The organism is Saccharopolyspora sp. NFXS83 (assembly GCF_026241095.1).
Taxonomy (GTDB): domain Bacteria; phylum Actinomycetota; class Actinomycetes; order Mycobacteriales; family Pseudonocardiaceae; genus Saccharopolyspora_C.
The window spans coordinates 9,665-24,278 of record NZ_JAPFGB010000027.1 but is presented as its reverse complement, the minus strand read 5'-3'; the positions used below and the strand labels follow the sequence as shown (position 1 = coordinate 24,278).

The following is a 14,614-nucleotide window of genomic DNA, read 5'->3' as shown; positions in this document are numbered from 1 at the left end:
GAGTACGTCGGGGAGACTATCGGACTCACAGGTGGTGACCGTCACGGTTGTGTTCATTGAGTTCATGCGGGAGCAACAACAACGCCATGTCGTATTTCCGTCGAATCGGGCGACCCAGCCTCGCCGCGCGGCTGTTCGTCCTGCAAGTGGTGGTCGTGGCCGTGGTGGTGCTGGCGGGTGTGGTGCTCGGCTACCTGGACGCGCAGCGGCGCACCGAGCAGGCCGCGGCGGAGGAGGTCGCCGGGGTGGCGAACACGCTCGCGGTATCACCCGAAGTGCGTACCGCGCTGGCGGGGAGTGAGCCGTCGCGGACTTTGCAGCCGCTGGCGGAGCAGGTCCGGGCGGCCACCGGCGTCGGCTTCATCACGATCATGGACCCGTCGGGCATCCGCTACACGCATCCGACTCCGGCGCTGATCGGCAAGCGGTTCCTCGGCAACATCGGGCAGGCGCAGCAGGGGCGGCTGCTCACTGAGACCTACGTGGGCACGCTCGGCCCGTCGGTGCGCGTCGTCGCGCCGGTGTTCGACGAGTCGGGCCGGGTGCGGGCGTTGGTGTCGGTGGGCATCGCGGTGCGGGTGCTGACGGCCGAGCTGAACGGGCAGATCCTCGTGCTGGCGGGGGTCGGCGCGGTCGCGTTGCTGTTCGGCGGGCTGGCCAGCTACTTGGTGGCGGCGCGGTTGCGCAGGCACACGCACGGCCTGGCTCCGGCGGAGCTGAGCCGCATGTACGAGTACCACGAGGCGATCCTGCACGCGGTCCGCGAGGGGTTGCTGCTGGTGGCGCCGTCGGGCGCGGTGACGCTGTGCAACGATGGGGCGGCCGAGCTGATGGGGTTGGATCCGGCCGAGGCGGAGGGTGCGCGTCCCGCGGACCTGGGGTTCCCGGAGTCGCTGGTGGACACGCTGGCCTCGCGGAGTCCGGTGCGCGACGAGGTGCACGTGACCGATGACCGGGTGCTGCTGGTCAACGTTTCCGCCGTGCGCAGCGGTAGCCGGGACTTGGGCAGCGTCGTGACGTTGCGGGACCACACCGAGTTGCAGGCGTTGACGGGCGAGTTGGATTCGATGCGCGGGTTCTCGGAGTCGTTGCGCTCGCAGGCGCACGAGTCGGCGAACCGGTTGCACGCGGTGGTGTCGCTGATCGAACTGGGCCGGGTGGAGGAGGCCGTCGCGTTCGCCACCTCGGAGCTGGAGCTGGCGCAGCAGCTCACCGATCGGGTCGTGGGGGCCGTGGGGGAGCCGGTGCTGGCGGCGGTGCTGCTGGGCAAGAGCGCGGAGGCGCGGGAGCGAGGTGTGGAGGTAGTGCTGTCCGAGGACAGTGAGGTCGATGACGGCGCGGTGGAGCGGGTCAGTTCGCGGGACCTGGTGACGATCCTGGGCAACTTGATCGACAACGCCGTGGAGGCGACGCACGAGGTCCCGTCGCCGCGTGTCGAGGTCAGCGTGCGCTCCGAGGCGGACGAGCTGCTGATCGTGGTCTCCGACAACGGGCCCGGGGTCCCGGAGGCGGCGACCGGGGCGGTGTTCGACCGCGGCTGGTCCACGAAGCGGTCGGGGCGTGGTCTGGGGCTGGCGCTGGTGGGGCGCAGCGTGCGCCGCTACGGCGGCTCGGTGCGCGTCACCGGCGGGCAGGGGGCGGTGTTCGCGGTGCGGATCCCGCTTCCCGAGGTGACCTCGTGATCTCCGTGCTGGTCGTGGAGGACGACCCGGTGGCCGGTGAGGCCCACGAGATGTACGTGAACCGGGTGGACGGTTTCGAGGTCGCGGGCCGCGCGCGCACCGGGCAGGACGCGTTGCGGTTCCTGGATCACACCCAGGTGGATCTGGTGCTGCTGGACTTGCGGTTGCCGGACATGGACGGGTTGGCGGTGGCGCGGGCGTTGCGCAACGCGGGCAGCAACGCCGACGTGATCGCGGTGACCTCCGCGCGGGACTTGAAGGTGGTGCGCGCGTCGGTCGCCAGCGGCGTGGTGCAGTACCTGCTCAAACCGTTCACGTTCGCTGCGATGCGGGAGAAGCTGGAGCACTACGCGCGGTTCCGGCAGAGCCTCGGCCACGATCGGGAGGCCAGCGGGCAGAGCGAGATCGACCGGGCGTTCTCCACGTTGCGCGGGGTGGATCGTGCGTCGCTGCCGAAGGGCATGGGGGAGGAGACGCTGGCCGCCGTGGTGTCGGCGTTGCGCGCGCACCGGGAGGGCGCTGCCGCGGGCGCGGTGGGGGAGTTGGCCGGTGTGTCGAGGGTGACGGCCCGCCGCTACTTGGAGTACCTCGTCGACAACGGCATGGCGCGCCGCGACCCGCGCTACGGCGGAGTCGGCCGCCCGGAGATGTTCTACAGCTGGGCCGGACAGCACGGGTAGCAGCCCGTCACGGCACCTGCGGCGACGTGTTCACCCGCGGTCCCTGGACGGTGTGAGGAGCGGGGAGCCCGGGCCGTAGTCGGCCATCTGGTCGTCCGCGTTGTTCAGCGAGCAGGTGCGTAGGGACAGGCAGCCGCAGCCGATGCAGCCGCTGAGCCGGTCCCGGAGCCGTTGCAGCCCGTCGATGCGGGCGTCGAGTTCGTCGCGCCAGGACCGGGACAGCCGGGTCCAGTCGGCTTTGGTGGGCGCGTGGTCGGTGGGCAGCGTGGAGAGCGCGTCGGCGACCTGTTCGAGGCTGAGCCCGACGCGTTGCGCGGCGCGGATGAACGCGAGCCTGCGCAGCACGGCGCGTTCGTAGCGGCGCTGGTTGCCGCTGGTCCGGGTGGAGGCGATGAGGCCGCGTTGCTCGTAGAACCGGAGGGCGGTCTGGGCGACTCCGCTGCGGTGGGCGACTTCGCCGATCGTGAGCAGCTGCGGGAGTTTCGACATGACCACACGGTAGCTCTGGAGTTCACCTTAAGTCTAAGGATCGGAGGGCGCGGCGGGCCCTGGCTCCCCGGGGCCCGCCGCGCCGGAGATCAGCAGTTGGGAGTGGTGGGTTTGCCGGCGAAGCGGTCGGCGATGAACTGCTTGGCGTCGGCGTTGCCCGCGAAGATGCCGCTGAGGTGATCGCTGGGGTAGGTCTTCCAGCTCACGTCCATGCCCTTGGCGCAGTAGGTCGCGCGCAGCGCTTCGGCCTGCGGCGTGTTGACGATCTCGTCGGTGGTCGCGTGGTACTGGAACACCGGCGCGTTGATGCGGCCTTGGCCGAGCTTGTTCTCGGCGAGGCGCTGCTGCCATTCCGGAGTGGGCAGCGGGTCGGTGTGGGTGTAGTCGCTGATCTTCTTGAACGGGTACTTGGCCAGCAGTTCCACCACGCAGTCGTTCTCGCGGGCGTCGGCGAGGTCGGCGCGGCCGGTCTCGTTGAGGTAGGAGTCCAGCTTCAGGTCGGGGTAGCTGGAGTCCAGGCCGAGAGCCGCGAACGCGAGGAACCCGAAGCCGACGTAGCCGTCGAGTCCTTCGGCCACTTCGTTGAGGTCGGCGGGAACACCGCCGCCCGCGACGCCGACGAGGTCGAGCTCGGGCGCGTAGTCCGGCTGCATCTCCCCGGCCCACATGACGGCCCCGCCGCCCTGCGAGTAGCCCTGGAGGGCGACCTTGGCGTCGGGCGACAGTCCGGCCTGCTGGAGGCGCTGCGCCGCTCGGACCGCGTCGAGCAGTGCGGGGCCTTCGGAACGGCCGACGATGTAGGTGGGTTCGTTGGCCTCGCCGGGTGCGTATCCCTCGTAGTCGGTGAGCGCGACGGCGTAGCCGGCGGAGAGCGCGTCGTTGATGGCGGGCTGGTCGTAGAGCGTGCCGCGTTCCATCGCTTTGGACGGGGCGCACTTGAAGGCGGGGCCCTGGGTGCCGGGCCCGAATCCGACGATGTGCGCCTTGGCGGCGTCGACGCCCTTGGGCACCAGGATCGTGCCGACCACGGTGTTGCGCTGCCCCTGGGCGTTGGTGGACAGGTACATCACCTGCCAGGCGTCGGCGTTGGCGGCGTTGCTGCCGGGGAACGCGGGCCGCCACCGGATGATGTCGCCGGGCTGTCCTTGCGGTGGCGTGGGCGGGGGGACGTAGAAGGAGTCGTCGAACGGGCCGGGTGGCAGGTCGGCGCCGAGCGGTCCGGGGGTGGGCGCGTCGGTGGGGCTGCCGGTGTTCGGGGTTCCGGGGGCGGCGGCCTGCACCGGTTGGGCGGCCAGGACCGCCAGCACGGCCGCGGCGAGCGCGGCTCCGGTGGCGGCCCGCATCCGGTGGGTGCGGCGGTTCGAAGTCAACGTGCGTTCCTCCAGCTCATTCGAGCGATCTTCGTTGATGCTCCTCGAAGCGTCCGGATCGGACGTGGTCCGAAACGATGTGACCCGGTTTTCCGGTCGTTCGCCGGATTCGGAAAACCTGGATGGTGGTCCCGGAAAGAGCTTCGAGTGCGCTGTTATGCGATGTGAATGTGAAATACCTGATACGATTTGGCAATACCCTGATAGGAGTAATCGCCCCACAGGTTCGATCTGGTATGAACTTATATATGTGCTGGTCAAAGCGCTGGCTAGATGGGGGTTTTGTGCTCCTTGGTCCAGTGTCAGGTGTCATCGATGATTGTCACGGTGGTGATAATAATCTTCCCGGAAATGGTCACGCGGGTTCGCGTTGAATGACTCCGTGCGCGTGTTGAATGGTTTTTCCTTGACACTGCGGAACTCGCGTGACAATTTCTGTTCACTTGCTCGCCGGTGAAGTCGGGCGGTGGTGTCCGCTTCCCGCCGGCGTCGAATCCCGGACATCTTGTGAAGGGAGTTCTCATGCTGACGAGGGCCGATGATCCGTTCACCGACCACGCGGCCCGGCTGCTGACGGATCCGCTGGTGGCGGCGGCGCAGGAGTCGGGCGACGAGATCGCCCTCACCTTCGTCGACTTCGACACCAGCCGGGACGGCGTGGCGTGGTCGCTGTCCTGGTTCGAGCTGCACCAGCGGGTGCGAACGGTGGCGGCGTGGCTGCAGGCCCGCTGCGAGCCCGGTGACCGGGTGGCGATCATGGCGCCGCAGGGCCTGGAGTACGTGGTGGGCTTCCTCGGCGCGGTGCACGCCGGGTTGATCGCGGTCCCGCTGTTCACCCCGGATCTGCCGGGCCACACCGATCGCCTGGAGCGCGTCCTGGAGAGCTGCTCCCCGAGTTGCGCGCTGACTTCGAAGGGTTCGTTCGACCAGGTGCGGGAGATGATCCGCGGTGGTTCGGCGCGCAACTGCGCGGCGGTGGAGACGCTGCCCGCGGCGCTCGCCGACGACTACCGGCGCCCGGACATCGGCCCGGACGACCTGGCGTACCTCCAGTACACCTCGGGATCCACCCGGGTCCCCGCCGGCGTCGAGCTGACGCACGCGAACGTGCTGGCCAACGCGCGGCAGGCCTTGGAGGCCTACGGCGGGACGGAGCCGGACGCGGTGTCGGTGAGCTGGTTGCCGCTGTTCCACGACATGGGGCTGGTGCTGTCGGTGGCGGCCCCGCTGGTCGGGTCGATCCCGTCGGTGCTGATGGATCCGGTGGCGTTCCTGCAGCGGCCCGGTCGCTGGCTGCGGTTGCTCTCGAACCATCCGGGGGCGATCAGCGCGGCCCCGAACTTCGCCTACGACTTCTGCGCGGCGCGGATCGGCGAGGACGAGAAGGCGTGGTTGCGCCTCGACGACGTGATCTCGTTGATCAACGGCAGCGAGCCGGTGCGACCGGCGACGTTGCAGCGGTTCAACGCCGCGTTCGCCGAGTGCGGGCTGCGCCCGGAGACGCACCGCTGCTCGTACGGGCTCGCGGAGGCGACGGTGTTCGTCTCGGTGACCGAGTCCGGCGCGGAACCGAAGGTGGCCGGTTTCGGCCGGGAGCAGCTGGCGCTGGGCCGGGCGGAACCGCCGCGGGACCCGGTGGACGTGGTCAACGAGCTGGTGTCCTGCGGTCGTCCGGTGGGGCAGCGGATCGTGGTGGTGGACCCGGCTTCGCGGTCGGTGCTGCCGGACGGGGCGGTGGGTGAGATCTGGGTGCGCGGCCCGAACACCGGCCAGGGCTATTGGGGCCGTGACGATCAGGAGACCTTCCACGCCGAGCTCGTCGGCGCCCCCGCGGAACTTCCCGCGGCGGACTGGCTGCGCACCGGCGACCTCGGCGCGATCCACGACGGGGAGCTGTTCATCACCGGCCGGATGAAGGACGTGATCATCATCGACGGCCGCAACCACTACCCGCAGGACGTGGAGCTGACCGTCGAGCAGGCGCATCCCGCGCTGCGCAAGCACCACACCGCCGCGTTCTCGATCACTGGCGAGGACGGCGAGCGGCTGGTGATCGTCGCCGAGTTCTCCCGGCGGGTCGCGGAGGCCGACCGCGATCAGCAGGAGATCACGCGGATGGTGTGCGCGGCGGTGTCGGCCGAGCACGGCGTGGTGGTGTCGGACCTGATGCTGGTGGAGCCGGACGTGGTGCCGCGCACTTCCAGCGGCAAGGTCGCGCGCAGGCTGTGCCGGGAGCGCTACTTGGAGGCCGCGCATGCCTGATCGCGCCGAGATCCGCGACCGGTTGGTGGGCTGGATCGCCGAGTTGCTGGGGATCGGGGCGAGCGAGGTCGTGACCGATCGCCCGTTCCAGGAGTTCGGGTTGTCCTCGCGGCAGGCGGTGTCGTTGGCGGGCCAGGTGCAGGACCTGGTCGGGCGCCGGTTGCCGCCGACGCTGCTGTGGGAGCACCCGACGATCGATCGGCTCGCGGACGCGTTGTCGGCGGGTGCGGACGGCGACGCGCCGGAGTCGGAGGCGTTGCCCCGGCCGCGCGATCCGGAGCCGGATGCGCCGATCGCGGTGGTCGGCGTGGGGTGCCGGTTCCCCGGCGCTCGGGGGCCGCAAGGCTATTGGGACCTGCTGTCGTCCGGCGCGCACGGCATCGGCGAGGTGCCGGAGGGGCGCTGGGAGCGGTTCGCCGGTGCCGATCCGGCGTTGGCGAAGTTGCCGCGTGCGGGCGGTTTCCTCGATGGTGTGGACGAGTTCGACGCCGAGTTCTTCGAGGTCTCCCCGACGGAGGCGGCGGTGATGGATCCGCAGCAGCGCCTGCTGCTGGAGGTCGCGTGGGAGGCGTTGGAGCACGCCGGGGTCGTCCCGTCGGCGTTGCGCGGCAGCGCGACGGGCGTGTTCGTCGGGGTGTCCTCGACGGAGTACGGCGCGCTGACGACGCGCGAGCTGCGCGCGGTGGACGCGTGGACGGGCACCGGGGCCGCGATGTCCATCGTGGCGAACCGGTTGTCGTACTTCCTGGACCTGCGCGGGCCGAGCATGGCGGTGGACACGGCCTGCTCGTCGTCGCTGGTCGCGGTGCACCAGGCGTGCGCGAGCCTGCGTTCGGGGGAGAGCCGGGTGGCGCTGGCCGGTGGCGTGAACCTGCTGTTGTCCCCGGCGATCACGGCGAACTTCCACCGGGCGGGCGCGTTGGCGGGTGATGGCCGGTGCAAGGCGTTCGACGGCGCGGCCGACGGCATCGTGCGCGGTGAGGGCTGCGGCGTGGTGGTGCTCAAGCGCCTCGCGGACGCGAATCGGGACGGTGACCGGATCTTGGCGGTGGTGCGGGGTTCGGCGGTGAACTCCGATGGGCGTTCCAACGGCCTGATGGCACCGAATCCGGCGGCGCAGGCCGAATTGCTGCGCCGGGCGTACGCGCACGCCGACCTCGATCCGTCCGTGGTGGATTACGTCGAGGCGCACGGGACGGGCACGTTGCTCGGGGATCCGATCGAGGCCGAAGGGCTGCGCGCGGTGTTCGCGGGCGGGCGCAGGCAGGAGCGTCCGCTGCTGCTGGGGTCGGCGAAGACGAACCTGGGGCATTTGGAGGCGGCGGCGGGCATCGCAGGGTTGATCAAGGTGGTGCTGTCGATGCACCACGGCCGGTTGCCCGCGAGCCTGCACTACTCGAATCCGAACCCGCACATCCCGTTCGAGCAGGCGAACCTGGAAGTGGTGGCGGAGGCGCGGAACTGGCCGAAGTACTCGGGCGCGGCTCGAGCGGGGGTGTCCGGATTCGGGTTCGGCGGCACCAACGCCCACGTGGTGCTGGAGGGGTGGCGGCGGATGCCGTCGCGGCGCCGCGAACCGGACGGTGCGGGCGTGCACGCCTTCCTCGTGTCCGGGGCCACCGAGCACCGGCTGCGCCGTTCGGCGGCGGATCTGGCGGAGTGGCTGGACACTCCGGTGGGACGCGCGGCGTCGCTCAACGACATCGGCCACACCTTGTCCTGGCGGCGCGCCCGGCACGCGGAGCGCGGCGTGGCCGTGGGCCGCGGCCGGGACGAGCTGTTGGCGGGTCTTCGCGGCCTCGCGGCGGGCACCGGTGGTGTGCGCGGTCGCGGTGCACCTCGGCCGAAGGGCGTCGTGTGGGTCTTCTCGGGTTACGGGTCGCAGTGGACGGGCATGGCCCGCGAGTTGCTGGCGGACGAGCCGGTGTTCGCCGCGGAGGTCGACCGGCTCGACCCGGATTACCGGGCGCGTTGCGGTTTCTCGCTGCGCGCGGCGCTGCTCGACGACGAGGGCGTCGGGGACGTGCGGCGCACGCAGCTGGTGCTGTTCGGCTTGCAGGTCGCCTATGCCGCGATGTGGCGGGCGCACGGCGTGGAACCGGCCGCGGTGATCGGGCATTCGCTCGGTGAGGTGGCGGCGGCGGTCGTGTCCGGCGCGTTGGAGGTGTCCGACGGGCTGCGCGTGATGATCGCCCGGTCCGGTTTGCTGTCCGAAGTGGACTCCTCCGGTGCCGGGGCGATGGCGGCGGTGGAGGCGACGGAAGCGGAGGCCGCGGAGCTGTCGCAGCTGTTCCCCGGCGTGACCGTCGCCGTGCGCGCGGCACCGCGCCGCTGCACGGTCGCGGGCCCCGCTGACGAGGTGGCCCGGTTGGTGTCGCACGTCGAGCGCGGCGGCCGGATGGCCCGCACGCTCGGTGTCGCGGGTGCCGGGCACACGTCGGCGGTGGACGGCGTGCTGCCCCGGCTGCGGGAGGAGCTGTCCGGGCTCGCCCCGCGCGAGCCGTCCACGGCGGTGTTCAGCACGGTGGATCCCGCTGTCGCGCCCGCCTTCGACGCCGAGTACTGGGTGCGCAACCTGCGCAGCCCGGTGCTGTTCGAGCAGGCGGTGCGCGCCGCCGCGGAGGCCGGTTTCGACGCGGTGGTCGAGTTGGCGCCGCACCCGGTGGCGGCGTCGGCGATCGAGGAGACGCTGACCGCGTCGGGCGTGGTGGATCCGGTGGTGGTGTTCACCGGCCGCCGCGGCACCGACGACACCGTGACCTTCCACTCCGCGCTCGCCGAGCTGCACGCCGCGGGACGGGTCCCGTCGACCGCGTATCGGCGCGGCAGGCTGGTGGATCTGCCGTTGCCGTCCTGGCAGCACGAATCCCATTGGGTGGCGCAGGATTCGACGCCCGCGTTGCCGGGGCATCCGCTGCTCGGGGTGCGGGTGGATCTGCCCGACGGCGGTTGCGCGTGGCGCGGGGACGTCGGCGTCGAGCGGTTGCCGTGGCTGGCGGATCACCGGGTGCAGGACACGCCGGTGCTGCCCGCCACCGGTTATCTGGAGATGGTGTTCGCGGCGGCGGCGGAGGTGCTCGACGTCGAACCGGTGAAGCTGTGCGTGGAGTCGCTGGAGCTGCACCGGGTGCTGCCGCTGGCGGCGTCGGTGCCGGTCACGACGACGTTCCGGCCGGACGACGCCTGGTCGGCGCGCGTGGAGGTGCACACCCGGTCGATCGCCGGGAGCTGGACCTGCCACGCGGCGGCCGTGCTGAGCCGGGCCGGGCAGGGCAAGCCCGCAGTGGAGTCCGATGTGGACGGTGATCCGGTCGAGCTCTACGGGTTCCTGCGCGCGGCCGGTCAGCACTACGGCCCGGCGTTCCGGGGCGTGCGCGCGGTGCGGGCGGCCGGGGGTGTCGCGGTCGCGGAGGTCGCCCTGCCCGCCGAAGCCGCCGATGAGGAGCGCTTCACCGCGCACCCGGCGCTGGTCGACGCCTGCTTGCAGGGCCTCATCGCCGCGGGCATCGGCCCCGGCGGCGGTGTCGAGGCGGACGGCACCGGCATCGGTGTTCCCGTCGAGCTGCGGGGTGTCCGGGTGCTGCGCGCGGTGCCCGACGAGGTGCGCTGCCACGCGCGGTTGCTCGCGGGCGGAGCGGAGCCCGCCGGATCGGTGCTGGTCACCGACGTGGCGGGGGACCCGGTGCTGGAGATCGCCGAGGTCCGCGCCCGTGCCCTGCAAGCCCCGCCGCGACCGCTGGCAGAGGCGTTCCTGGAGCTGCGATGGGAGCCCGCGCAGCTGCCGCCGAGCGCCGGTGCGGCACCGGGCAGCTGGCTGGTGCTGGGCGAGGGCGCTCGGGTCGCCACGGCGTTGCGCGACGCCGGGCAGCGGGTGGTGCACGGCAACGCCCGCAGGCCCGGCACCGGGCTGGACCTGCTCGCCGGCGACGCCGACCACCCGCCGCGCGGTGTGGTGCTGGCCGTCGACGGGGAGAGCGGGACGCTCGGCCGCCGCAGGCAGTACGTGCTCGCGGTGGCCGGAGTGGTGCGGGAACTGGTCGCACGGGACGCGGGAGTCCGGCTGTGGCTGTCCACATCGGACTCCGCTGGCTCCGGCTGGGGGCTGCGCTCGCTGATCCGGGTGCTGGCGCTGGAGCATCCGGAGTTGCGGGCGTCGCTGGTGGATTCGGACGGCGCGGTGCCTGCGTCGCTGGCGGCGGAGCTGCTCGCCGACAGCGCGGAGGACGAGGTCCGCTGGCGCGGCGCGGAGCGGACGGTGGCTCGCCTGCACCGGGCGGAACCGGCCCGTCCGCGCCCCGGTCGTGTCGTGCGACCCGGCGCCTACGTGATCACCGGTGGGCTCGGCGGCCTGGGCCGTGCGGTCGCGGGCCGGCTCGCCGGCAGCGGTGCGCGCCGGATCGTGCTGGGCGGTCGCAGCGCCCCGTCGCAGGAGGCCGCGGCCGAGATCGCGCGCTGGGAGGCCGCGGGCGTCGAGGTCCGCGTCGTCGGTGGTGACATCGCGGCGAAGGGGGTCGCCGAGCGGCTGGTCGACGCCGCCGCCGAAGGCGGGATGCCGGTGCACGGCGTGGTGCACGCCGCGGGGGTGCTGCGGGACGGGCCGATCGCGGAACTGGACGAGGACGCGTTGGCAGAGGTGTGGCGGCCGAAGGCGCGCGGCGCGTGGCGCGTGCACGAGGCCACCGCGCACCTGGAACTGGACTGGTGGGTGGTGTTCTCCTCAGCGGCGGCACTGCTCGGCTCACCCGGTCAGGCCGCCTACGCCGCCGCGAACGGCTGGGTGGACGAGCTGGTGCGGATGCGCCGCGAGCAGGGGTTGGCGGCGGAGACGATCCAGTGGGGCCCGTGGAGCGAGGTCGGTGGCGCCACCACGTCCCCGCTCGCGGCGGTGCTGGACCCGCTGCGCCCGGCCGAAGGCCTGGAGGCGTGGGAGGCGGTGCTCAAGTCGGGCCGGGCGGAGACCGCGGTGGTGCGGTTCGACGCGGACCGGGCGGTCGAGCACTTCCCGGCGCTGCGGTCCAGGCCCGTGTTCGGCCCGCTGCTGACGACCGCGGCGCGGCGCGCCGAGAGCAGGTTCGACGTGGCGGCCTTGCCGGACGATCCGGCCGCCGCGGTGCGGGCCATCGTCGAGCACCTCGTCGGTGAGATCGCCGGGATCTTGGGCGGCGCGGCGGAGGACCTGGATCCGCGGACGCCGTTGACGATGCTCGGGCTGGACTCGCTGATGGCGACTCGGGCCCGCAACGCGGTGGAGCGCGACTTCGGCGTGCTGCTGCCCGCGGCGCTGCTGCTGCGTGGCGCGAACCTGGACGAGCTGGCCCGGCACTTGGCGGCCGAGCTGGATCTCGGCACCGCACCGGAGACCGCGGGCCCGACGACGATCGGCCCGCGGGACGCGACGGAGCGCTGGCTCGCGCACCTGTGGGCGCAGGTCCTGGGCCCTGTCGAGTTCGGCGTGACCGACGAGTTCGCCGCCTTGGGCGGCACGGCGGAGCAGGCGGGGCAGGTCGCGGACCGGATCCGGGAGCGCCTGGATTCGCGCGACGAGGTGGCGGAGCTGTTCGCCGCGCCGACGGTGGCGGCGATGGCGGACCTGCTGCGGCACCGCTTCGAGGGCGCCGACGGGCCGCTGCGCGCGTTGCGCGAGTCCGGTGCGCGGCGCCCGCTGTTCCTGTTCCACCCGGCGGGCGGGCCGACCAGCGTGTACCAGCCGCTGGTGGCGGGGCTCGGCGCGGACCAGCCGTGCTTCGGCCTGGAACGGCTGGACGACCTGGGCACCGTGGAGCTCAAGGCCGAGCGCTACGTGGAGCTGATCCGCGAGCGGCAACCGGAGGGCCCCTACCGGTTGGGCGGCTGGTCGTTCGGCGGCTGCCTCGCCTACGAGACGGCACGCCGGTTCGCGGCGCTGGGCGAGCGGGTCGAGTTCGTCGCCCTGATCGACACCATCCTCCCGCTGCCCGATCCGCACGCCACGCAACGGGAACTGGTGTTGCGCCGCTACGAGCGGTTCGCCGAGCACATCGAGCGCACTTACGGCGTGGCGTTGGACCTGCCGTGGCAGGAGATGGCGGAACTCGGCGAGGACGAGCAGATGCGGCTGGTGATGACGGCGCTGTCCTCATCGGACATCGGCATCGGCGCGGGCGTCCTGCACCACCAGTACACGTCCTATGTGGACGCTCGTATCGCGGAGTGGTACCGCCCGGAGCCGTTCGACGGCCGGGTGCTGCTCTACCGCGCGCAGGAGGCGGAGGCCACCACGACCACGCTGGATCCCCGCTACCTGCGCACCGATGAGGCGCTGGGCTGGGACGAGATCGTCCCCGGGCTCGAAGTGGTCCGGGTGCCCGGGAACCACCTCTCGATGATCGACCCGCCGAACGTGGACGTCATCACGGCGCACCTGTCGCGGGTCCTGGACCTGGAAGCACCGCGGTTGACCAGGGAGGGCGCATGACCGGCACGGCGGAACGCATCGAGGATCTGCGGCGGCGGCACGGGGAGGCGGTGCACGAGGCCGACCAGCGAGCTCGGATCAAGCAGCACGCGAAGGGCAAGCTCACCGCCCGTGAACGCATCGCGCTGCTGCTCGACGAGGACTCCTTCGTGGAGCTCGACGAGTTCGCCGCGCACCGGGGAACGTCCTACGCGCCGGGAGAACCACGTCCTTACGGCGACGGAGTGATCACCGGCCACGGCACCGTGGACGGGCGCCCCGTGTGCGTGTTCGCGCAGGACTTCACCGTGTTCGGCGGCAGCATGGGCGAGGTGTGCGGTGAGAAGGTGCTCAAGGTCATGGACCTGGCCATGCGCATCGGCTGTCCCGTGGTGGGCATCAACGATTCCGGCGGTGCCCGCATCCAGGAGGGCGTGGTGTCGCTGGCGTACTACGCCGAGCTGGGCAGGCGCAATTCGCTGGCCTCGGGCGTGATCCCGCAACTGTCGTTGATCATGGGGCCGTGCGCGGGCGGCGCGGTGTACTCGCCCGCGATCACCGACTTCACGGTGATGGTGCGCGGCACCGCGCACATGTTCGTCACCGGGCCGGAGGTGGTGCGCTCGGTGACGGGACAGCGCACCGGCGCCGAAGAGCTCGGCGGCGCGCAGATCAACAGCGAGCTCTCCGGCAACGCCCACCACTTGGCCGAGGACGAGGCGGACGCGATCGACTGGGCCCGCACGCTGCTGGGCTTCCTGCCGTCGAACAACCAGGATCCGCCGCCGGACTACGACCCGTCCGGCGATATGGGCCGCGCGGCGGAACTGGACGCGCTGGTGCCGGACGAGCCGCACCAGGCCTACGACATGCGCCGGGTGCTGGAACTCGTCCTCGACGACGGCGATTTCCTGGAGGTGCAGCCGTTGTTCGGGCGCAGCATGCTGTGCGCGTTCGGCCGGGTCGACGGGCGCAGCGTCGGGGTGGTGGCCAACCAGCCGCTGCACAACGCGGGCACCATCGACATCGACGCCTCGGAGAAGGCGGCGCGGTTCGTGCGGTTCTGCGACGCGTTCAACCTGCCGCTGCTCACGTTCGCCGACGTGCCGGGGTATCTGCCGGGGCTGGAGCAGGAGCGCCACGGCATCATCCGCCGCGGCGCGAAGCTGATCTACGCGTATTCCGAGGCGACGGTGCCGAAGGTGACGGTCGTGGTGCGCAAGGCCTACGGCGGCGGCTACGCGGTGATGGGGTCCAAGCACCTGGGGGCGGACGTGAACCTGGCCTGGCCGACGGCGGAGATCGCGGTGATGGGCGCGTCCGGCGCGGTGAGCCTGCTGCACCGCCGGGAGCTCGCGGAGGCCGCGGCGAACGGAACCGAGGAAGCGGTGCGGGCGAAGCTCATCGAGGAGTACCGGTCGACGCTGGCCACGCCGTACATCGCGGCCGAACGCGGCTACGTCGACGCCGTGATCCGCCCGTCGGCGACGCGCGCGCACCTGAGCCGCGCCCTGCGCCTGCTGGCGACCAAGCATCAGGAAATTCCCCCGAAGAAGCACAGCACCATGCCGTTGTAGGTCTCGCACGATCAGCTCAGCGGGGCGGGTGGCGGAACCTCGGCGCTTCCCCGTTGACAGGACGCGGCGAAAACCCTCGTGCGGCAAGGCATGAACGGCGCCGCCTCGGCAATGGCCGGGG

Annotated in this window: 7 protein-coding genes; 5 read left to right on the top strand and 2 right to left on the bottom strand. The window is 71.9% G+C overall.

Features of this window, described 5'->3' with window-relative positions:
• Positions 1–86: 86 nt before the first annotated feature.
• Positions 87–1,682, top strand: coding sequence for a sensor histidine kinase (locus tag OOZ19_RS24065; protein WP_266092435.1), 1,596 nt, complete (start codon positions 87–89; stop codon positions 1,680–1,682).
• Positions 1,679–2,362, top strand: a complete 684-nt coding sequence (locus OOZ19_RS24060) for a response regulator (protein ID WP_266092434.1) — start codon at positions 1,679–1,681, stop codon at positions 2,360–2,362. Before OOZ19_RS24065 ends, OOZ19_RS24060 begins: the two co-directional genes overlap by 4 nt.
• Positions 2,363–2,392: 30 nt before the next feature.
• Here the strand turns inward: OOZ19_RS24060 and soxR are convergent, their stop codons facing one another.
• A complete protein-coding gene (gene soxR / locus OOZ19_RS24055; RefSeq protein WP_266092433.1) occupies positions 2,393–2,851 on the bottom strand; it encodes a redox-sensitive transcriptional activator SoxR in 459 nt (152 codons plus the stop codon).
• 89 nt (positions 2,852–2,940) lie between these two features.
• On the bottom strand, positions 2,941–4,194 hold the full coding sequence (locus OOZ19_RS24050) for a lipase family protein (protein ID WP_416309495.1): 1,254 nt from the start codon (positions 4,192–4,194) through the stop codon (positions 2,941–2,943).
• Between the two features lie 549 nt (positions 4,195–4,743).
• On the opposite strand from OOZ19_RS24050, the gene OOZ19_RS24045 reads away from it, so the two are divergent.
• The 3 genes from OOZ19_RS24045 to OOZ19_RS24035 are packed head-to-tail and all read left to right on the top strand — an operon-like array spanning position 4,744 to position 14,493.
• Positions 4,744–6,483, top strand: coding sequence for a fatty acyl-AMP ligase (locus OOZ19_RS24045; protein ID WP_266092431.1), 1,740 nt, complete (start codon positions 4,744–4,746; stop codon positions 6,481–6,483).
• Entirely contained in the window at positions 6,476–12,937 is a 6,462-nt protein-coding gene (locus OOZ19_RS24040; RefSeq protein WP_266092430.1) for a type I polyketide synthase, read from the top strand. The genes OOZ19_RS24045 and OOZ19_RS24040 overlap by 8 nt, the downstream gene beginning before the upstream one ends.
• Positions 12,934–14,493, top strand: coding sequence for an acyl-CoA carboxylase subunit beta (locus tag OOZ19_RS24035; protein ID WP_266092429.1), 1,560 nt, complete (start codon positions 12,934–12,936; stop codon positions 14,491–14,493). The genes OOZ19_RS24040 and OOZ19_RS24035 overlap by 4 nt, the downstream gene beginning before the upstream one ends.
• Positions 14,494–14,614: the final 121 nt, after the last annotated feature.

Coding starts and splice junctions, on each gene's coding strand:
- OOZ19_RS24050 (WP_416309495.1), bottom strand. CDS start 4,194: ATGCGGGCCGCCACCGGAGCCGCGCTCGCCGCGGCCGTGCTGGCGGTC.
- OOZ19_RS24035 (WP_266092429.1), top strand. CDS start 12,934: ATGACCGGCACGGCGGAACGCATCGAGGATCTGCGGCGGCGGCACGGG.
- OOZ19_RS24065 (WP_266092435.1), top strand. CDS start 87: ATGTCGTATTTCCGTCGAATCGGGCGACCCAGCCTCGCCGCGCGGCTG.
- OOZ19_RS24045 (WP_266092431.1), top strand. CDS start 4,744: ATGCTGACGAGGGCCGATGATCCGTTCACCGACCACGCGGCCCGGCTG.
- soxR (WP_266092433.1), bottom strand. CDS start 2,851: ATGTCGAAACTCCCGCAGCTGCTCACGATCGGCGAAGTCGCCCACCGC.
- OOZ19_RS24040 (WP_266092430.1), top strand. CDS start 6,476: ATGCCTGATCGCGCCGAGATCCGCGACCGGTTGGTGGGCTGGATCGCC.